Annotated in this window: 14 protein-coding genes; all 14 read left to right on the top strand. The window is 43.5% G+C overall.

What is annotated here, in order from left to right:
- Nucleotides 1-29 precede the first annotated feature (29 nt).
- The 14 genes from HC965_RS10235 to HC965_RS10170 all read left to right on the top strand — a co-directional run bounded on the left by HC965_RS10235 (nucleotide 30) and on the right by HC965_RS10170 (nucleotide 21,115).
- On the top strand, nucleotides 30-1,895 hold the full coding sequence (locus HC965_RS10235; RefSeq protein ID WP_191031384.1) for a right-handed parallel beta-helix repeat-containing protein: 1,866 nt from the start codon (nucleotides 30-32) through the stop codon (nucleotides 1,893-1,895).
- 162 nt (nucleotides 1,896-2,057) lie between these two features.
- Nucleotides 2,058-4,262, top strand: coding sequence for an alpha-L-rhamnosidase C-terminal domain-containing protein (locus tag HC965_RS10230; RefSeq protein WP_191031383.1), 2,205 nt, complete (start codon nucleotides 2,058-2,060; stop codon nucleotides 4,260-4,262).
- A 196-nt stretch (nucleotides 4,263-4,458) separates the two neighbouring features.
- Entirely contained in the window at nucleotides 4,459-5,079 is a 621-nt protein-coding gene (locus tag HC965_RS10225) for an RNA polymerase sigma factor (RefSeq protein WP_191031382.1), read from the top strand.
- Nucleotides 5,080-5,084: 5 nt separating this feature from the next.
- On the top strand, nucleotides 5,085-6,077 hold the full coding sequence (locus tag HC965_RS10220; RefSeq protein ID WP_191031381.1) for a FecR family protein: 993 nt from the start codon (nucleotides 5,085-5,087) through the stop codon (nucleotides 6,075-6,077).
- Nucleotides 6,078-6,103: 26 nt separating this feature from the next.
- The gene (locus HC965_RS10215) at nucleotides 6,104-6,859 is read left to right on the top strand and encodes a creatininase family protein (RefSeq protein ID WP_191031380.1); all 756 of its coding nucleotides are present in this window, start codon (nucleotides 6,104-6,106) and stop codon (nucleotides 6,857-6,859) included.
- Nucleotides 6,860-7,216: 357 nt separating this feature from the next.
- On the top strand, nucleotides 7,217-10,465 hold the full coding sequence (locus HC965_RS10210) for a TonB-dependent receptor (RefSeq protein WP_191031379.1): 3,249 nt from the start codon (nucleotides 7,217-7,219) through the stop codon (nucleotides 10,463-10,465).
- A gap of 20 nt (nucleotides 10,466-10,485) precedes the next feature.
- A complete protein-coding gene (locus HC965_RS10205; RefSeq protein ID WP_191031378.1) occupies nucleotides 10,486-12,234 on the top strand; it encodes a RagB/SusD family nutrient uptake outer membrane protein in 1,749 nt (582 codons plus the stop codon).
- 16 nt (nucleotides 12,235-12,250) lie between these two features.
- Complete coding sequence (locus HC965_RS10200) at nucleotides 12,251-13,933, top strand: hypothetical protein (protein ID WP_191031377.1); 1,683 nt, start codon at nucleotides 12,251-12,253, stop codon at nucleotides 13,931-13,933.
- Nucleotides 13,934-13,947: 14 nt separating this feature from the next.
- Entirely contained in the window at nucleotides 13,948-15,660 is a 1,713-nt protein-coding gene (locus HC965_RS10195) for a hypothetical protein (protein WP_191031376.1), read from the top strand.
- Between the two features lie 12 nt (nucleotides 15,661-15,672).
- Nucleotides 15,673-17,235: a PQQ-binding-like beta-propeller repeat protein gene (locus tag HC965_RS10190; protein ID WP_191031375.1), complete on the top strand. Its 1,563-nt coding sequence runs from the start codon at nucleotides 15,673-15,675 to the stop codon at nucleotides 17,233-17,235.
- Nucleotides 17,236-17,269: 34 nt separating this feature from the next.
- Entirely contained in the window at nucleotides 17,270-18,187 is a 918-nt protein-coding gene (locus tag HC965_RS10185; protein WP_191031374.1) for a dihydrodipicolinate synthase family protein, read from the top strand.
- A gap of 12 nt (nucleotides 18,188-18,199) precedes the next feature.
- Entirely contained in the window at nucleotides 18,200-19,396 is a 1,197-nt protein-coding gene (locus tag HC965_RS10180; protein WP_191031373.1) for an AGE family epimerase/isomerase, read from the top strand.
- A 1-nt stretch (nucleotide 19,397) separates the two neighbouring features.
- The gene (locus tag HC965_RS10175; protein WP_191031372.1) at nucleotides 19,398-19,844 is read left to right on the top strand and encodes a YhcH/YjgK/YiaL family protein; all 447 of its coding nucleotides are present in this window, start codon (nucleotides 19,398-19,400) and stop codon (nucleotides 19,842-19,844) included.
- 35 nt (nucleotides 19,845-19,879) lie between these two features.
- On the top strand, nucleotides 19,880-21,115 hold the full coding sequence (locus HC965_RS10170) for an MFS transporter (RefSeq protein ID WP_191031371.1): 1,236 nt from the start codon (nucleotides 19,880-19,882) through the stop codon (nucleotides 21,113-21,115).
- Nucleotides 21,116-21,248 lie beyond the last annotated feature (133 nt).

The following is a 21,248-nucleotide window of genomic DNA, read 5'->3' as shown; positions in this document are numbered from 1 at the left end:
TTCTCTTATACAGAAACGAAAGAAGAACTATGAGAAAGTTATTTTTAACGACTATATGCCTGTTGTGTACTTATCTGTTGTCAGCGGGTGAGATATGGATTTCTCCCCAGGGCAGTGATTTGAACGACGGTACCCGCCAATCTCCGAAAGCGACTCTGACTTCTGCTTTACGACAAGCACGTGAGTGGCGCAGGACAGGAGATGAGCGTGTCCGGGGAGGAATCACTATCTATATGGAAGGAGGAACGTATGCCCTTTATGAGCCGGTGTTTATCCGACCGGAAGATAGTGGTACGAAAGAGTCTCCGACAATGATTCGTGCCGCAGCCGATAAAAAGGTTATATTGAGCGGTGGTATCCGTATCAATGACTGGAAGAAACAAGGAAAAGTGTGGGTGGCAGATGTCTCGGCATTTAATGGACGGCCGTTGGATTTCCGTCAGTTATGGGTGAATGGAGAAAAGGCTGTTCGTGCACGGGATGTGGAAGATTTCGAGAAGATGAATCGCATTTGCAGTGTAGATGAGAAGAACGAAATTCTTTATGTTCCTGCGGTTGCGATGCGTAAGCTCGTAGACAGCAAAGGGAATTTGAAGGCTCGATATGCTGAAATGGTACTTCATCAAATGTGGTGTGTCGCCAATCTCCGTATTCGTTCTATTGAAATGCAGGGAGATAGTGCGGCGATACGTTTTCATCAGCCGGAAAGCCGGATTCAGTTCGAGCATCCCTGGCCGCGACCGATGGTAACAACGGACGGACATAACTCCGCTTTCTATCTGACAAATGCCCGTGAACTGTTGGATGTGCCGGGAGAATGGTACCATGATATAGAAGCCCGTAAGGTTTATTATTATCCACGGGAAGGGGAGAAGATGCAGGATGCGAGTACAGAAGTGATAGTACCTGCTGTTGAAACATTGGTGCAAATAGAAGGGACACTAGACCGTCCCGTCTCCAATATCCGCTTTGAGAAGATTACTTTTTCTTATACTACCTGGATGCGTCCGTCAGAGAAAGGACACGTACCGCTTCAGGCAGGAATGTACTTGACGGATGGATATCGCATTGACCCTAAAATGCAACGGGATTATTTGAATCATCAATTGGATAATCAAGGATGGCTAGGACGTCCAGCAGCAGCTGTTAGTGTAATAGCTGCGAGTCAGATTGATTTTGAGCGTTGCAGTTTTGAACATTTAGGTTCTACGGGGTTGGATTATGAAGAAGCTGTTCAGGGTGGTGTTGTTCGTGGTTGCCTTTTCCGTGATATTGCGGGGAATGGTTTACTGGTTGGCAGTTTTTCTCCGGCTGCCCATGAAACGCATTTGCCTTATGATCCTGCTGACAGTCGGGAAGTATGCGCCTATCAGCAAATCAATAATTGCTATTTTACAGAGATTGGTAATGAAGACTGGGGATGTCTTGCTATTGCGGCAGGATATGTGAGGGATATACATATAGAGCATAACGAGATTTGTGAAGTTCCTTATAGTGGTATCAGCCTTGGTTGGGGATGGACGCAGACTGTAAATTGTATGCGCAATAACCATGTACATGCTAATCTGATTCATCATTATGCGAAGCATATGTATGATGTAGCCGGGATTTACACGCTTGGTTCCCAACCTAAAAGCTATGTGACAGAGAATTGTGTTCATAGTATTTATAAACCAAGTTATGTACATGACCCGAATCATTGGTTTTATCTTTATACGGATGAAGGCTCTTCTTTTATTACGGTTCGTGATAACTGGACGGAAGGAGAGAAGTATTTGCAAAATGCCAACGGCCCCGGTAATGTATGGGAGAATAATGGTCCGAAAGTGGATACTGCTATTCGTGAACGTGCAGGTTTGGAGAGTGAATACAAGGATTTGCAGAATATCCGATAGTGAGTGATAACTCATTTAATTGTAAGACATGATTCGTTACACAGATGTGGAACTAAAAGAAAACAATTGTAGAACTAAAGGGAAACAGATGTGGAACTAAACAACAACCATAGTGGAACGAATTACTTCTTATAACGCAGTTTGTTAGCAATAGAAAGAACAATGAAAAAGAAATATAAGATATTACTAGCTGCCTTGTCTTTGGCAAGCAGCACATTTGCACAAACCTGGATATGGTATCCGGGAGATTATGAAATTTGGTTAGGCAACCAAATGAACAACAGACGTACGGAACGTGGTGCATTTTTTCCACCTTTTTGGAAGACAGATAGCCACTATGTAGTCGTAGAGTTCAGCAAACAACTGAATCTCGCCGAACCGGAAGAAATATTCATTGCTGCCGAAGGGAAATACAGCGTTAAGCTAGACGGAAAACTCCAATTCGGCATGCCGGAAACGATGGCTCTTCCTGCCGGTAAGCACAATTTGAATATAAAGGTTTGGAATCAGTCTACTCCACCTGCAATCTATGTAAAAGGAAAAACTGTCAACTCTGATTCTTCCTGGCGGGTGACATATGAGGATAAAGAATGGATTGACGAAAGCGGTAAAGCCAGTGACACATCCGCCACTATTTACATGGATGCCGGATGCTGGAACTTTGACGGAGCTACCCAACGTCCTTCACAGTTCAAATTAATGCGTGAACCGCATCAACCCGCCTCCAAGGCAGAACAACCCGAAGGCGGTATTCTATATGACTTCGGAAAAGAAACTTTCGGCTATATCACCCTGAAGAATCTTTCAGGAAAAGGCACTATTGAAATCTATTATGGTGAAAGCCCGGAAGAAGCCAAAGATAAAGCCTATTGTGAAACCTTAGATAAATTTCTATTAGAAAAGGGGCAGATAACCGACCTTGCCATACGCAGTATATCTCCTTTGAACGATTTTGATAATGAATATACATTAGAGAACAGCAAGGCTTTCCGTTATGTCTATATCACTCACGAACCGGGAGTAACAATCGGTGATGTCTCCATGCAATATGAATATCTCCCCGAAGAGTATCGTGGCAGCTTCCGTTGCAATGATGAAGAACTGAACCGGATTTGGGAAGTGGGAGCCTATACGATGCATCTCACCACCCGTGAGTTTTTCATTGACGGTATCAAGCGCGACCGTTGGGTATGGAGCGGTGATGCCATCCAAAGTTATCTGATGAATTACTATCTTTTCTTCGATAATGAATCAGTGAAACGCACTATTTGGCTGCTTCGTGGTAAAGACCCTGTGACGAGCCATAGTAATACAATCATGGATTATACATTCTATTGGTTCCTCAGCGTATACGATTATTATATGTATAGCGGTGACCGTCATTTCGTAACCCAACTCTATCCGCGTATGCAGACGATGATGGACTACGTACTGGGACGTACCAATAAGAATGGCATGGTGGAAGGAATGACCGGTGACTGGGTATTTGTAGATTGGGCAGACGGTTATTTGGATAAGAAGGGAGAACTTTCCTTTGAACAAATTCTTTTCTGTAGAAGCCTTGAAACAATGGCTCTGTGTGCAGACCTGGTCGGAGATACAGATAGTAAACAGAAATATGAAAAACTGGCTGATGCTTTGAAATCAAAGTTGGAACCGACTTTTTGGAATGACCAAAAACAAGCCTTTGTACACAATTGTGTGAACGGTCAGCAAAGTGATGCAGTGACCCGCTATGCAAATATGTTTTCCGTATTCTTTCAATACTTGGATGATAAGAAGCAACAAGCTATTAAAAACTCAGTTCTACTAAATGATAATATATTGAAAATAACAACCCCCTATATGCGTTTTTACGAACTGGAAGCCCTCTGTGCGCTTGGTGAACAAGACGCAGTGATGAAAGAAATGAAAGCCTATTGGGGAGGTATGTTGAAAGAAGGTGCAACCTCTTTTTGGGAGAAATATAACCCCGAAGAAACGGGAACACAGCATCTTGCCATGTATGGCCGTCCTTACGGAAAGAGTCTCTGTCATGCCTGGGGAGCAAGCCCTATCTATCTGTTAGGCAAATATTACTTGGGAGTAAAACCTGTAAAAGAAGGATATAAGGAATTCTCCATTGCTCCCGTATTGGGAGGATTGAAATGGATGGAAGGTACCGTGCCTACTCCGAATGGAGACATCCATATCTATATGGACAAGAAAACAATCAAAGTAAAAGCTACGGAAGGCAAAGGCTACCTTACCATTAAGAGCAAGCGTCAACCGAAAGCCAACATAGGAACAACAGAAAAAGTATCTGAAAATACATGGCGTCTTTGGATTGATTCTCCGGAAGAAAGAACTATTACCTATCGTTTGTAATCTATTTGTTAATTAGTTAGTGGATGGAGTCCTTGATTGATAATTCCTCATTAGAAAAAGGGAATTGTTAATCGGGGACTTTTTTCATAAATACATTCATGTTTTCTAAGTAATTTGCTACATTTGCTTTTTCTAAAGATAGAAGCAAGTAATACACTTTTTGTTCTTTTGGAAACAAATAAACAAAATCCGGAGAATGCAAAACAAGATTGCCCCATACGCTAATACAGATGATGAAAAACTCTTTGCCTTGATAGAACAAGGTGATGAAAGAGCTTTCACCCAAGCTTATGAAAGATACCATAAACTATTGTATGTATTAGCTTACCGTTATTTAATGAGTTCCGATATGGCAGAAGATGTAGTACAGCACGTCTTCACCCGTTTGTGGGAATTTCGTTCAGAACTGCGTGTCGGAATCAGCCTGAAAAACTACCTCTTTACAATGACGAAAAATCATGTCCTGAACCTGATTCGTAATGAAAACAGTGCGATTGCAAAGAACTACGAGATGGCACAAGCAGCTTCCCCCTACGAAGATAATCTGATAGAGAATTTAGAAAAGAAAGAATTGATGTCTAGCTTTTATAAAGCGGTGGATATGCTTCCTGCACAGAAAAGGGATATCTGTCTGATGAAAGTTCAGGAAGAACTGACGAATCAGGAGATAGCGGAACGGATGAACTTATCCATAAATACCATCAAAACGCATTATTCGGAAGCGTTGAAACTTCTCCGTATCCATTTAAGTAAGATGTTAATAATTGTTGTATTCACCACTCTGATGACTGTCTTGAGTGTCCATTTAATAAAGTGATAAAGATGAACAGACCTACTGATAAACAAATAGAAGAAGTACTGGCAGGAATTGCCACCCCGGAAGATGCAAAGTCGGTAGCCGAATGGTTTACTACCGAAGAAGGCAGTGACTATCTGGAAGCCGCAATGACACGGGACTCGGAATTGATAAAAAACGAAGTGGCGGATTTGTATGTGAATCATGATATTCCTTCCGGACAGATGTTGGAACAGATACGAAAGAATATTCGGATGAAAAAGCTGAAACGCATTTGTTTCAGAGTGGCGGCGGTACTGATACCTGTACTGTTCATTGTCGGATTCTATATACAACTGAATTCCAAAGTCGACCTGTTCGGAACTTCTGAATATGAAGAAGTCATCGTAGACAAAGGAGAACGGATACAAATCATGTTTCAGGACGGAACGAGAGTATATATCAATTCCGATTCGAAACTGAAATATCCAAAGAAATTCGCATTGAACAGCCGCGAAGTTTATCTTGAAGGCGAAGCCTACTTCGTTGTAGCCAAGAATAAAAAACGTCCTTTCATTGTTAATCTGAACGGTCCTGCCATTCAGGTAACGGGAACCTCTTTCAACGTACAGGATTACCCGGAGAACAAAGATATTGTGGTATGCCTGGACGAAGGAAACATAAACCTGACTCTTCCTACTGAAAAGAAATATCCGGTGCTTCCCGGCGAAAGATTGGTTTATAATAAGGTAAGTAGCCAGTGCACCATTTCCAAAATGGATGATATGCACCGTCTGTCAATGTGGAAACAGAACGTACTCGTATTTAAAGATACCCCGTTGCCGGAAGTAATCAAAGTCCTGAACCGCTGGTATGACGTAGATTTCAAGATAGAAGATGAACGTGCCCTGACCTATGTATATACACTGACATCGGACAATACCTTACTGGAAAAAGTCTTGATGGATTTGGAAAAAATTGCTCCGGTGAAGTTCGACTATAATGAAGATAAGAAAGAAGTCATAGTAAAAATGAAATAGTAAAAACACTCAAATAAAAAGATAATATGAATAAAGAAGTTGATTTGTCCGTATCTTGTTATGGAAAAGTAAAAGACAGGAGATATGATATCGTGGCATTGCCTTGGGGAGCTACTGAACCTCATAACTTGCATCTGCCCTATATGACGGATTGTATTCTTTCTCACGATGTAGCAGTAGACGCCGCCTTGATAGCTCAAAATAAATATAATGTAAATTGCATGGTAATGCCACCTGTGACTATGGGTTCTCAAAATCCGGGACAACGGGAACTGCCATTCTGCATCCATACCCGTTATGAAACTCAGAAAGCCATACTGACCGATATTGTGTCTTCCCTTTACGCCCAGGGTATCCGGAAATTAGTGATTATCAACGGCCACGGCGGAAATACATTCAAGAGTATGATTCGTGACCTGTCCGTAGACTATCCCGATTTCCTGATAGCATCGAGCGAATGGTACACCGTATTGAAAGCCAAAGATTATTTTGAGAATCCGGGCGACCATGCGGACGAACTCGAAACTTCGGTCATGATGCATTATCATCCCGAACTGGTCAATTTGGAAGAAGCTGGCTCAGGCGAATATAAAACATTTGCCGTGGAGTCTTTGAATGAGAAAGTGGCATGGATTCCAAGAAACTGGAAAAAGATTTCCGAGGATACTGGTGTAGGCAATCCGAGAGGAGCTTCCGCAGAGAGAGGAAAGATATTCGCTGAAGCGGTTGCAGAAAAGTATGCAAAGCTCTTTGACGAGTTGGTACACAAGGAACTTTATTAGATTTCCGAAAAAAAACATAGTGACGCTATCCTGTTGTGATAGTGTCGGTATCCCCGACCGATAGCGTCACTATATCATCAAGATAGCGTCACTATCCCCGAATGATAATAATTAATAATTATAGAAAGTCCTTCCGAATGAAAACCGGAAGGACTTTTTTCTTTCTATTTCTTTTTTTTATCTCCATAAATAACAAACACTATTCCGTTGAAAATGAACGAACTAACTAGATTAACTTTTTGATAAACAAAGAAACTTCGAAAAAAAACGTATATTGTCTCACCCGCTTCCTGATCTCGTGTGTCCACTAAATACAAAGAGATTAGGAATCAATTTATAACTTTAAACAAACTAAGTATGAAGAACAGAGTATTGCTTGTATTGTTATTGAGCTTTGCTGTAAGCCTTGCGGCATCGGCTCAGAAAATAACAATGAATCTTCAACAAGTCAAGTTGGAGAAAGTATTTTCGCTCATTACCAAACAAACAGGACTTACGGTAGCTTACAGCCGTACGATTGTCAACCCCGAACGGATTGTCTCCGTTCAGGCAAAAGACAAAGACCTTTCCAAAGTATTAGATGACTTATTTGCGGGTACCAATGTGGCTTATGAAATTGGAGAGAAGAAAATATACCTGAAAGCAAAAGAAGCCCCCGTTGCATCACAGGGAAATCAGAAAATGAAGAAGATAACGGGAACAGTGACAGATACCAAAGGAGAGCCGGTGATTGGCGCCAGTGTTTTGGTGAAAGGAGCGGGGACAGGTACTGTGACAGATGTGGACGGTAACTTTACACTGGATGCTCCGGCAGATGCACTCTTGGCGGTTAGCTACATTGGTTATAAAACACAGGAAGTAAGGGTAGGAAACAGAAATTCATATTCCATTCAATTGCAGGACGATACGGAAGTGCTGGATGAGGTAGTAGTGGTTGGTTACGGTGTGCAGAAGAAATCGAGCCTGACAGGTGCCGTCGCTTCCATCTCTTCCCAGGAAATCAGCAAACAGGTATCTTCCAATGTTGCTTCTACCTTGCAGGGACGTACTCCGGGTGTGGACATCGTACAGCAAGCCGGTGTGGCGGGAGCAGATGTAAACATCGTGATTCGCGGTGCCGCTTCTTTTGGTGCTACCGAGCCGTTGTATGTGATTGACGGTGCATTCAGTAATGCCGGATTAAGCTCATTAAATCCCAATGATATTGAATCCATCGAAGTGCTGAAAGACGGTGCGGCAGCAGCTATCTACGGTTCACGGGCAGCCAATGGTGTTGTTTTGATTACTACCAAAAAGGGAAAATCCGGTAAGCCTGTTATTCAGATAGACGGTTCGTTTGCGTTCCAAACGCCTACCAATATCCCTGATTTTCTGAATGCAACAGAATGGAGAACATTTGCGAATATGGTAGCGGATAATAGCGGCCTGCCCCACGCACCGGAAAATGACAACCCGACGAATCCTAACCTGAACACCGACTGGTCAAAAGAATGGATTCAATTTGCTCCGGTATGGAATCTGAATGCCAGTATCGCAGGAGGTGGCGATAACTCGACTTTCAGCACGAGCCTGGGTTATCTTGACCAAACAGGTATGACGATTTATTCGGATTACAAACGTTATAACTTCCGCCTGAATACCTCTTATAAGAAAGGTCGTTTCTCGTTTACCGAAACTCTCGGACTGACCCATAAGGACAAGACTCCTACAACGGCTTTCAACATCGCACTGCCAACGTTGCCTATCTATGATGAACAGGGACGATTCACTTCCGGCGGTCCGGATTATTACATTAATCCTGAAGATGGCAAGGCGCAGAATAAAATTGCTCCGTTACATTATACGGATCAATTTAATAAAGTAACGGATTTGATTGGTTCTTTGAACGCCCAACTGGATATTTGGGGAGGAATAAAATACAAATTATCATTAAGTGGAAATTATAGCAACAAGCATAATTACACCCATACTCCCGAATATTACACCAAATGGAATTCAGATGGAACGCCCGATAAAGATTACGGCAACACACGCAACAGCGTATCCGAAACAAGGGGAGAAGAATTTACTTATACGATTGATAACTTGCTGACTTTCAACAAGACAATAGCTCGTCACTCCATAGACGCTTTACTGGGTACAAGCTGGATGAGAGAATACTACCGCTACATGACCAACTCCACAATTAACGATTTGGGAGGAACGGATATTACCGGATTCCAAAATGAGGATGGCAAGATTTCGGCAGGCAACAGCAATGCGGCATTGCTCTCTTTCTTCGCCCGTGTGAACTATGATTATGACAATAAATATCTGCTGTCTCTCAGTATCCGCCGTGATGAATCTTCCAAGTTCCATAAAGATAATAGAGTAGGCTACTTCCCCTCTGTTTCCGCCGGATGGAATGTACATCAGGAGAAATGGTTCCAAAATCCTGTAATGAGTAAATTGAAACTCAGAGCCAGTTATGGTGAGTTGGGAGCAAACTTCCTCAACCCCTACAATTTCGATGCTATCGCTTATGGTCCTATTCCCTACACAGTAGGCGGAGAACGCTATGTGACAGGACGTGCTGCCTATCTGAAATCGAAAGACCTGAAATGGGAAACTGCAAAGACCACCGATATCGGTATTGAGTTGGGGTTCTTCAATAACGACCTGACTTTATCTTTGGATTATTTCGTAAAGAAGAATGTGGATTTGCTGGCACAGATTGACTTGAACCTGTCTTCCGGACAAATCTTTGAAATCAACAGCTCGCGTGAGAAACCGTATGTCAACACAGCTTCCGTAAAGAATACCGGTTGGGAGTTTATGATGAATTACAGGAAACAGTTGACGAAAGATTTTCATATAGACGCGACATTCAATATCGCAACCCTGAAAAATAAAGTGTTGTCACTGGGAGAAAACGTACAGCCGATTACTTCCGGCGCAATGAATGGCTATTTTAACGATGCACCTTCCATTACCATGCCGGGAGAAGCTATCGGTTCATTCTATGGCTACAAGATAGAAGGCTTTGACGCGGAAGGAAACTTCATCTTTGAGGATACGGATAAGAATGGAGTAGTCAACGCCAATGACAAAGTGATTTTGGGTAGCCCTATCCCGGATTTCACATACGGCCTGAATATCAATATGGAGTACAAGGACTTTGACCTGACCATCTTTTTCCAGGGGGTACAAGGAAATGATATATTCAATCAGAAAAAATACACTTATTACTTCGACTACTCTAACAATGTAGTCAAAGATGCCCTGAACGGATGGTCAAAAAACAATAAGAATACAGGTATACCTATCATGAAAACTCAAAATACAAGTGGCGGTAACTCATTGCCCAGTGAATTTTATGTGGAAGACGGTTCCTATTTACGTTTGAAGAACCTTCAATTGGGCTATTCATTACCTAAAAAGTGGCTGGAAGCGATTCGATTCAACAAACTGCGTGTATATGCAGGCGTACAGAATCTGTTTACACTCACCAAATATTCAGGTTACGACCCCGAAGTTAGTTCGAACGTATTGTTCTCACGTGGTATCGACATCAGTTCATACCCCAATGCCCGAACATTCACCTTTGGGTTTAACGCATCATTCTGATAACTAAAAACATGATTCATATGAAAAACTATAAAAAAGTATATGCCGCATTTATCTTGGCGGGCGGCTTGACATTGCACGGATGCAACGGTATCTTCGATGACCTGGCGATTAATCCGAACCAGCCGAGTATGGGAGCTTATTTCACCAGTCCGTCCGCTGTCAATGACGCAGTAATGACCATGTACGGGTATATGTCTACGCAGCGTTGCCTGGGAGCTTCCGGTTCCAAAACAACGATTATTCGTTCCGATGAAGCATCATCCAACTCGGATTATGGGAAACCGGGTATGTTCGGGGCAGACCTCAATGCCAGTTATTACACTATCGAGCAACCTTATACATTAATGTACACTACTGCTTCGCAAGCGTCCTATATCATTGAAACCGCTCCGTCTGTTGATTTCAGCGGTAATGAGGAGCTACGGAACGCATACATAGGTGAAGCCTATTTTTGGCGGGCATTCGCTCATTATTACCTATTGATTAATTTCCGTAACATATCTCCAATCAGACAGATGCCGCGAAATGGCGATGACTATGTACGTCCGTTGGAGAAACCTGCCGATGTATGGAGTTTTATCCAGGAAGACCTGGCACATGCCAAAGAACTGTTGCCCGTAAAAGGATACTGGGACAGCAAAAACGCAGGTCGTGTAACAAAAGCATCTGCAGCCGCTTTATTGGGAAAAGCCTACCTCTATCGTAGTGGAATTGAATCCTATTATGGCGAAGACAAGACTACATTTTACAGTGAAGCTGCCAAAGAATTTGCCGACATTATAGATGGGAAATACGGAACTTATGACCTGACTACTAATTATGCGGATAACTTCGATGTCGCCCATGAGAACAACGAAGAATCCATTCTTGAATTCCAATTCCTGGGTGATGTTGATAATGCAGGATTTAATCCTGGACTTGCCACTTCCGGCCTGGCATTCGATTCGCGTGGATTGATGTTGCCAGGAGCAGGAGTAGGCTATGAAGGAGTGGTACACAACTGGCTTTACAACGCATTTGTGAATTCAATAGATAAAGATGGTCATACAGATATCCGTATGTTCTCTACAATGATGTTCAATGACCTCGATGCGAACATACATTTGAGAAATGACGCCGGCGGACAGCCGATACGTCTGGAAGGCCCCGGCGGCTACAAATGGGAAGAACTTTATCCGGCAAAGAACGGAAAAGAAGGATTTGCCACCGTATCCAATCCTTTGGCGCATCCGTTTAAAGCGGGTATTAAGAAAGGAATTGATTGCTCCATGCCTGTACAGACAGAAGCAGACGGAACACCCAAGCTGATTGGTGTAGGTGCAGGCGTCAAGGAATATGTCTATAATCAGCCCCGCGCGCACGGTGTGAATTGGCGGTATATCCGTTATGCAGATGTATTGATGATGTATGCGGAAGCTGTCGTAAGCGGCGGCGCACAAGCGTCGGACATGACTCCTTTGCAAGCAGTAAACAAAGTACGCGGCCGTGCCAACCTTAGCGATCTGCCTTCTGTAACCATGACTGATATCCAGAATGAAAGAATCTTGGAATTTGCCTTAGAGGGACATCGTTTCTATGATTTACTCCGTTGGGGCAAACTATCCAGCCGCTTTGCAGAGTTGCAAGAGTCTGACCCTAACTTCAAGAAATTCATATCAGCAGATGATTTCAAAGGATTCGTCACCCATAAACATGAATGGCTCCCGATTCCTATCAATGAAGTGAATTCTAACCCTTATATCACAGAAAATAATCCGGGATATTAAATAAGAAAGAACTAGCATGATAAACATAAAAAATATAGCGGTACTACTCTTCAGTTTGTTAGTACCGGGCCTGACTATTGCCCAAACAGAAGTACTTTATAATGGTATCCACTTGCCTGAACAATGGCCTCCCCGCTATGGGGAGCCACAAAAGGCACAGGATATGCCGATGTCCTATCTAACGCAGAAGCCTGAAGTAATCCCCGTAAATGTAGGGCGGCAACTATTTGTTGACTCGTTCCTGATTGCGGAAACGAACCTGGAAAAAGTAATCCATACTCCCCGGTTTTATGAAGGAAACCCGGTACTCGAGCCTGATAAGGAATGGGAAAAGACAACCGAAGGCGGACTCTACGCAGCCCCCTTCAGTGACGGAATATGGTATGATGAAAAAGACCGGAAGTTCAAAATGTGGTATCTGGCTGGTGCAGGTGTTCTTCATAAAGGAGACAATCAGACATTCTATACCGGATATGCCGAATCCGAAGATGGCAAGCACTGGACAAAACCCACACTGGATATTTGGAATCATACCAATATCGTAGATACCTGCAATCGTGATGCAGCTACCATTTGGTTGGATAAGCAGGAGAAAGACCCGTCCAAACGATATAAAATGTTCAACGTAGAACGCCGTCCCACTGACCGCCGATGGCAATTTATCCTGAAATATTCGTCCGATGGAATTCATTGGGGAGAAGGAGTGGCGCAGTCCGGTGATTTATATGACCGCTCATCCGTCTTCTACAATCCCTTCCGTAATGTTTGGGCATTGAGTATGCGCTATGGAACTAATGTATCTTCCCGCTCACGTAGCTATTTGGAAAACAAGGATCCCGAAGAAGCGGTAAGTTTCGCGCATCGTATCCGAAAAGGAGTACCCGATAAAAATATAGTCTACTGGTTTACTCCGAGCGATAAGGAACCGCGTCATCCGAAGTTCCCGGAAGTAGATCCGGGTATCTATAATTTCGATGCCATTGCCTATGAAAGCATTATGTTGGGACTGTACAGCGTATGGCAAGGCCCGGAAAATGGAGTTTGCGCCAAACTGGGTATTCAGAAGAAGAACGAAATCTTCCTGGGTTACAGCCGTGACGGTTTCCATTTCTACCGTCCCTCTTTCAAGCCTTTCATGGCAGTGAATGAGACAGAAGGAGCGTGGAATTGGGGAAATATGCAGTCTATCAACGGTGTACCTTTGGTAGTGGGGGATTCACTCTATTTCTATTCCAGCGGACGACAAAGAAACAAGATTATGTGGGATAGCTATACTTCTACCGGGCTGGCAACTTTGCGCAGGGATGGTTTCATATCCATGCATGGGGATAAAGGCGGCTACCTGCTGACCGAGAAAATTACTTTTGATGGCAAATACCTCTTTGTCAATGCAGATGTGAAAGGGAGCCTGTCCGTCGAAGTCTTGGATGCGGATGGAAATCCATTGGAAGGATTCACCCGGAAAGACTGTGTATTGGTGAAGAAAACGGATAAAACAAAACTGCTGATTACGTGGAAGAAACAGCAGGATATAGCATCGCTTACCGGAAAACCCGTCCGATTGAAGTTCTATTTGGATAATGCTGATATTTACGCATTTTGGATTTCTCCGTGGCAAACGGGGGAAAGCCGTGGATATACAAGCGGTGGCGGACCGGGACTGTCTGCCAGTGGTATAGATGTTCCTGCGAATCAATAAAAAGATAAATGACTATGAAACGTTTTTTTTATATATTATTCTTCTGGTTGTCCTGTATGCTGATAGCCTGTGGTGGTAGCGATGATACTCCGGGTGGAGATGACAATCCATCGGTAGTAGTTCCGCCTAGCGAAGAACCGGCCGATCCGCGGCTGTTATACAACGGGATTCGACTACCCGAACAATGGCCCCCGGTACGTTCATCTTCGTCCGAACTGGAAAAGGGAATGTCACCTTTTTATCTGTCGGATAAACCTTCTGTCATTCATATTTCAGTAGGACGCCAGTTATTCGTAGACAATTTTCTGATAGAATCTACCAATCTGAAACGTACCTTTTATTATCCTGAGTACTATTCGGGCAATCCGATATTGGCACCGGATAAGGATTGGGAGAAGACCGGAACGAAAGGTGCTGCCTTTGCCGCTCCATTCAGCGATGGAGTGTGGTATGATGAAAAAGAGGGAAAATACAAAATGTGGTACATGGCAGGCGGCGGCTCTTATGCAACCAGTGGAGCAGGAGTAACTTGCTATGCGGAATCGACGGACGGCATTAACTGGACGAAACCGGCTCTTTCTGTTGTGCCCGGAACTAACATCGTTGACTATAATTCGGAGCGTGACGCATCCGTTGTTTGGATAGACAAGCAGGAAAGTAATGCTTCGAAAAGATACAAGATGTTCTTAGTGGCACGGGAAGCCGGAAAATGGAGATATAATTATAAAACTTCTTCAGATGGCAAAGTATGGCGTGCGACCGCCCAATCGGAACCGATTGCCGACCGTTCTACAGTCTATAAGAATCCGTTCAGAAACGTATGGATATATAGTATGCGGCACAACGTCCGGGTGGATGCAAACAAATTAGTTCGTGCAAGGGATTATAACGAAAATGCCGACCCGCAAGCCGGTACAAAGAAAGCGGAAGCATTATTGAGTGCCTTTTGGTTCGGTCCGTGGGCGAACGAACAACGCCACCCTGACTATCCGGACATCGCTCCTGCGATATATAATCAGGATGCCACTCCGTACGAAAGCATTATGCTGGGATTCTTCTCTGTTTGGCAAGGCCCGGAAAATGATGTATGCGCATCGGACAATGTGATTAAGAGAAATCAAGTAATGGTAGGATATAGCCGGGATGGATATAGTTGGTTTCGTGAAGACATGAATCCTTTCCATGCGGTGAACACCACCTCACCGGATGCCTGGAATCAGGGCAACTTACAGTCCGTTGCCGGAACTCCGTTGATTGTGGGCGATAAGCTCTACTTCTATCTGAGTGGCCGACGCCTGAGAGGAACACAGGAAATCACCACCACCGGACTGGCTATGCTTCGCCGGGATGGATTTGCATCTATGAAAGGAACAGGGGAATTGCAAACCTCTTTACTGAAATTTGACGGCTCTTACTTCTTTGTGAATGCCAACGTTACAGGAGGAATGAAAGTTGAACTTTTAGGCTCTGATAATAAAGTAATCGAAGGCTTCTCTAAAGACGAGTGCAAAGTCTTTAAAAGCGATAACGTAAAAGCCAGGATAGAATGGACAGGCAATGCGTCGCTGGCTTCTCTAAAAGACAAACCAATAAAAGTGAAATTCTATATTGACAACGGTGAACTATTCGCTTTTTGGATTTCTCCTTCCACGAATGGGGAAAGTATGGGCTATACTGCAGGTGGAGGTCCAGGACTGAATATTTCCGGAATAGATAAAACCAATTAAAAAATAAATACTATGAATAAAGTAACTTATTTAGTATCGTTGATTTGTATTCTTATGTTTTCTTCATGCGAAGAAGATAAAGTATATTATAACACTGCGGCAAAAGCAGATTTCACCATCGGTGAAGATATGTACGAATTAGGACAGACTGCTGTCTTTAAAGATGCTTCCGTCCCCGATGAAGGAAGTCAGATTGTGTCCTGGCTATGGGAATTCGGAGATGTTGCCAAATCTGTTTCAACGGAGCAGAATCCTACGTTTGTCTATCGGACGGATGGCACATTTACCATCAAACTGACCGTTACCGATAATAACGGATTGCGTGCCAGCACAAAGAAAGACCTTACTATCCTGGACCCGGCAAAAGCAATCAATGTAATGTGGCAAAAGGAAATGGGCGGTCCTATCGAAAATACTGTTTCTCCCGCATTATCAGCAGATGGCAAGACTGTTTACATGATTACCAGTCAGACAGCTACCGGAGCATTTGATGTGAAACTTTTCGCATATGATACTGCCAACGGAACTCAAAGATGGGCATTCGATGTAACGGCCAAGATGAACGAACTGAATCCAGGTGGTGGAGCCAGTATGGTATATGCCAGTCCGGCAGTAGGACCGAATGGAGACATATACATAACAGTTCGCGACTTGAAACCGGCGAATGCGGAACATCCCCGTGCATTGTTCCTGTTTGCTGTGGGAAGTGACGGAAGCATGAAATGGGCTTATAAAGCGGCCGACTCTAATCTATACGCAGTGACTCCGGCTATCGATGCTTCAGGTAATATCTATTTCGGACATAGAGGTAAGAAACTGATTGTCCTGAGCCCGGCAGGTAGTGTTATCAAGGAAATAGCATTGGATGTGGAAGTATTGTCCGGCATATCCTTATCCAAGGACGGAGCGATTTATTTCGGTTCTTCAGGCAAAAACGGTTCTTTCGGTTATGACTTTGCAACGGGTACTCAAAAGTTTGTGTATCAGAAAGATTTGGGCAGCACCGCATTGAAAGGCAACTCCTACACGATAGGAGCGGACGGAACGATTTACACCGTAGCCGAACTGACAACGGGCGGCGCCATAGTAGCCTTGAATCCTGACGGGACGGAAAAATGGGTATATAAGACTCCGGGGGCCATTCTCAACGGTGGTGTTGCGATTGGTGCAGATGGAACGATTTATGCCAATGGCGGAAAAACTGTTACCGGCGAAGTTTCGGCAGGTGTGGTCGCTCTGAATACGGATGGTTCTCTGAAATGGCATTACGCTACGACGGATGATGTAAACAACTGCGTGCCTATCGTCGATAACAGGGGATATATCCATATCATCTCGGACAAAGCCGTCTACTATATTGTGAAACAGGATGGCAGCTTGCTAGCTTCCGCAGAACTGGGAGTTAAATGTTTCTCCAGTCCGGTGATGGATTCAAAAGGATATTTGTATGTGGGGCTCGAAGCTGTGGCAGGTGCGTCGGATATGGTATGTATCTCGTCGGGAGCAACTTCCTATGCCGATTCTGCATGGCCGATGAAGGGACAGAACCCGCAACGTACCGGTTTACAAAAATAGAACATCAATATAAATTTTAAAAAGAAACTGTATTATGGAAAAGATTATAGGATTAATCAATGCTCCTTTTACTCCGTTTTATGAAAATGGAGAAGTAAATTATGAACCTATCGAAGCGTATGCAAAGCTGCTTGTAAAAAATGGCTTGAAAGGTGTGTTTATCAACGGTTCTTCCGGGGAAGGGTATATGCTGACTGATGAAGAACGGATGAAACTGGCTGAACGCTGGATGGAAGTTGCCCCGAAAGGGTTTAAAGTGATTGTGCACGTGGGTAGCTGCTGTGTGAAGTCGAGCCGGATGCTGGCGGAACACGCACAGAAAATCGGAGTTTGGGGAATTGGTGCAATGGCACCTCCTTTCCCGAAAATCGGGCGGATAGAAGAATTGGTAAAGTACTGCGAAGAAATTGCCGCCGGAGCACCGGAACTGCCTTTCTATTATTATCATATTCCCGCATTTAACGGAGCATTCCTGCCGATGCTTGCTTTCCTGAAAGCAGTTGAGAATCGTATCCCTAATTTTGCGGGTATCAAATACACCTTTGAAAGTCTATATGAATATAATCAATGCCGTTTGTATAAGGATGGTAAGTTTGATATGCTTCACGGACAGGACGAAACGATTCTTCCCTGCCTGGCAATGGGAGGAGCACAAGGAGGAATTGGCGGAACGACCAATTATAATGGTATCAACTTGGTAGGAATAATTGATGCCTGGAAATCCGGTGACTTGGAAAAAGCCCGTGAACTGCAAAATTTCTCGCAGGAAGTGATTAACGTAATCTGCCATTTCCGTGGGAATATTGTCGGCGGTAAACGTATCATGAAACTAATCGATCTTGATTTGGGCGGTAACCGTACTCCCTTCCAAAACATGACCGCTGACGAAGAAAGACAAATGAAAGCGGAACTGGAAGAAATCCGGTTCTTCGACCGTTGCAATAAATTCTGACAGGAGGGAAATATGAAGAATATAACTGAATATATACAGCATTGGGCGGATACCTACAAGGGAGATATGCAGAATAATATCATGCCCTTTTGGATGAAACATGGACTGGACACAGTGAATGGCGGGATATATACTTGTGTAGACCGCGACGGCACATTGATGGATACCACGAAATCCGTTTGGTTTCAGGGGCGCTTTGCCTTTACCTGTTCTTATGCCTATAATCATATCGAAAAGAATCCGGCATGGCTGCATGCGGCGAAAAGCACACTTGACTTTATAGAGAAGTATTGCTTTGATACGGACGGACATATGTACTTTGAAGTAACGGAAGACGGACGCCCTTTACGCAAACGGCGTTACATTTTCTCCGAATCATTTGCAGCCATAGCTATGTCCGAATACTCCATAGCATCGGGCGATAGAACCTATGCAGTAAAAGCGCTTGAACTGTTCAAACGTATGCAGTATTTCCTGCAAACTCCCGGATTGCTGGCGCCTAAATATTTGGATACACTTCCCATGAAAGGACATTCTATCACTATGATACTGATAAATGTAGCTTCCCGGATTCGGGAAGCTATCCAGGACGAATGTCTGACGCGACAGATTGATGAATCTATCGCTCAATTAAAGAATGATTTCCTGCATCCAGAATTTCAGGCTTTGCTGGAGACAGTAGGACCGAATGGTGAGTTTATAGATACCAATATGGGGCGTACCATCAATCCGGGACATTGTATCGAAACAGCCTGGTTCCTGTTGGAAGAAGCAAAATCGAGGGGTGGCGATAAAGAGATAGAAAAACTGGGATTGCAGATTTTGGACTGGTCATGGGAGTGGGGCTGGGACAAAGAGTTTGGCGGTATTATCAACTTCCGGGATTGCAAAAATCATCCTTCGCAAGACTACGCGCAGGATATGAAATTCTGGTGGCCGCAGACAGAAGCAATTATCGCCACTCTCTATGCCTATCTGATAACGAAAGAAGATAAATACTTGGAAATGCATCGGCAAATCAGTGAATGGACTTACGCCCATTTCCCGGATAAGGAATATGGAGAATGGTATGGGTATCTTCATCGGGATGGTACGGTAGCGCAACCGGCAAAGGGAAATTTGTTTAAAGGTCCTTTCCATATTCCCCGCATGATGACAAAAGGATATATGCTTTGTGAGGAAATAATGTCTGAAATAAAAAAGAAATAAGATGATTGTATCCAATTTACAACATAGCCAACGGGTGGAGAAACTTCACCCGTTGTTCAAACAGCTTTTCGATTACGTGAAATCACATGACCTGCTACACGAAGAACTGGGAACTGTCAGACTGGATGGTGATAATCTGATTGTGAATAACATCTATCCCGAATGTATCGCTGAAGGGAAACGTTTATTAGAACTGCATCACGATTATATAGACGTGCACATATTGCTTGAAGGTAAAGAAACGATTGGTTGGAAAGCCCTGGAAGAACTAAAAGTGGAAAGGCAGGCTTATGATAAAAAGAGTGATTGCGCTCTCTATGGCGACGTTCCTACTACTTTCATCAATCTCTTACCCGGACAATTTGTCATCGTATACCCGGAAGCCCCCCATGCTCCGGCTATCGGTAAAGGCTGGATACGCAAACTGATAGCCAAAGTAAGAGTCTAAAAAACAGTCTCAAAAATCTTTTAAATACAACTACCATGAAAAATAAGAATATTTATCCATGGGTAGTAGTTGCGTTGCTTTGGGTAGTAGCGTTGCTCAACTACATGGATAGACAAATGCTTTCTACAATGCAGGAAGCAATGAAAATAGATATTGTAGAACTGACGAAAGCGGAAGCCTTCGGTGCGTTGATGGCAGTATTTCTTTGGATTTACGGCTTTATGAGTCCAGTTGCCGGTATCATAGCAGACAGGCTCAGTCGTAAATGGCTAATTGTCGGGAGTTTGTTTGTGTGGTCTGCCGTGACTTTCCTGATGGGATATGCAACGACATTCGAACAATTATATGGTTTGCGTGCTGTGATGGGCATTAGCGAAGCACTGTATATTCCTTCCGCTTTATCACTGATTGCCGACTGGCATCAGGATAAATCACGTTCGTTAGCTATCGGAGTGCATATGACCGGGCTGTATGTCGGTCAGGCTATCGGCGGGTTTGGTGCTACGGCCGCGGCTGCATTTTCCTGGCAGAGTACTTTCCATTGGTTTGGAATTGTCGGCATTGCTTATTCTGTAGTCCTAATCTTCTTATTGCATGAGAATCCTATTCGGATGAAAATAGAAAAAGTTGTTGCAAACGGTGTTAGCAAAGGCGATTCGATAGGGAAAGGATTATTGTTGTTGTTCTCTAATATTTCCTTTTGGGTGATATTGTTTTATTTTGCGGCTCCGAGTTTGCCGGGTTGGGCTACAAAGAACTGGTTACCAACTTTGTTTGCTGAGAATTTGGATATTCCGATGTCGCAGGCAGGGCCTATATCTACGATTACCATTGCTCTGTCTTCATTTGTCGGAGTAATACTTGGTGGATTCTTGTCGGATAGATGGGTGCTGAAGAATATTCGTGGACGTGTTTATACAGGAGCAATCGGACTGGGGATGACAATTCCTGCCTTATTGCTGTTAGGTTTCGGACATGGATTCGTCAGTGTCATAGGTGCGGGATTGCTGTTCGGCATTGGTTTCGGAATTTTCGATGCTAATAATATGCCTATTCTATGCCAGTTTGTTTCTGCTAAATATAGAGGAACAGCGTATGGAATTATGAATATGACAGGAGTCTTTGCAGGAGCAGCCGTGACTCAATTGCTCGGAAAATGGACAGATGGAGGAAGTTTAGGCGAAGGATTTGCCATGCTAAGTATTGTAGTTGCGCTCGCACTAGGGTTACAATTGTACTTTTTAAGACCTAAAACAGATAACATGGAATGAAAATTTATGGATATTACTATATAAACAACAGATTGACACTGGTCTAAACTAACTTTAGACTTCTTTAAAACGTGGCGGGAAATTTGAAAAAGACGATTGTGTTTTTCAAATTTCCCGCCACGTTTTGAAAGGA

The organism is Bacteroides sp. GM023, assembly GCF_014750685.1.
GTDB lineage: Bacteria > Bacteroidota > Bacteroidia > Bacteroidales > Bacteroidaceae > Bacteroides.
This window is presented reverse-complemented; position numbering and strand designations above follow the sequence as displayed.

Coding starts and splice junctions, on each gene's coding strand:
- HC965_RS10170 (WP_191031371.1), top strand. CDS start 19,880: ATGAAAAATAAGAATATTTATCCATGGGTAGTAGTTGCGTTGCTTTGG.
- HC965_RS10190 (WP_191031375.1), top strand. CDS start 15,673: ATGAATAAAGTAACTTATTTAGTATCGTTGATTTGTATTCTTATGTTT.
- HC965_RS10195 (WP_191031376.1), top strand. CDS start 13,948: ATGAAACGTTTTTTTTATATATTATTCTTCTGGTTGTCCTGTATGCTG.
- HC965_RS10220 (WP_191031381.1), top strand. CDS start 5,085: ATGAACAGACCTACTGATAAACAAATAGAAGAAGTACTGGCAGGAATT.
- HC965_RS10185 (WP_191031374.1), top strand. CDS start 17,270: ATGGAAAAGATTATAGGATTAATCAATGCTCCTTTTACTCCGTTTTAT.
- HC965_RS10230 (WP_191031383.1), top strand. CDS start 2,058: ATGAAAAAGAAATATAAGATATTACTAGCTGCCTTGTCTTTGGCAAGC.
- HC965_RS10210 (WP_191031379.1), top strand. CDS start 7,217: ATGAAGAACAGAGTATTGCTTGTATTGTTATTGAGCTTTGCTGTAAGC.
- HC965_RS10235 (WP_191031384.1), top strand. CDS start 30: ATGAGAAAGTTATTTTTAACGACTATATGCCTGTTGTGTACTTATCTG.
- HC965_RS10180 (WP_191031373.1), top strand. CDS start 18,200: ATGAAGAATATAACTGAATATATACAGCATTGGGCGGATACCTACAAG.
- HC965_RS10175 (WP_191031372.1), top strand. CDS start 19,398: ATGATTGTATCCAATTTACAACATAGCCAACGGGTGGAGAAACTTCAC.
- HC965_RS10200 (WP_191031377.1), top strand. CDS start 12,251: ATGATAAACATAAAAAATATAGCGGTACTACTCTTCAGTTTGTTAGTA.
- HC965_RS10225 (WP_191031382.1), top strand. CDS start 4,459: ATGCAAAACAAGATTGCCCCATACGCTAATACAGATGATGAAAAACTC.
- HC965_RS10205 (WP_191031378.1), top strand. CDS start 10,486: ATGAAAAACTATAAAAAAGTATATGCCGCATTTATCTTGGCGGGCGGC.
- HC965_RS10215 (WP_191031380.1), top strand. CDS start 6,104: ATGAATAAAGAAGTTGATTTGTCCGTATCTTGTTATGGAAAAGTAAAA.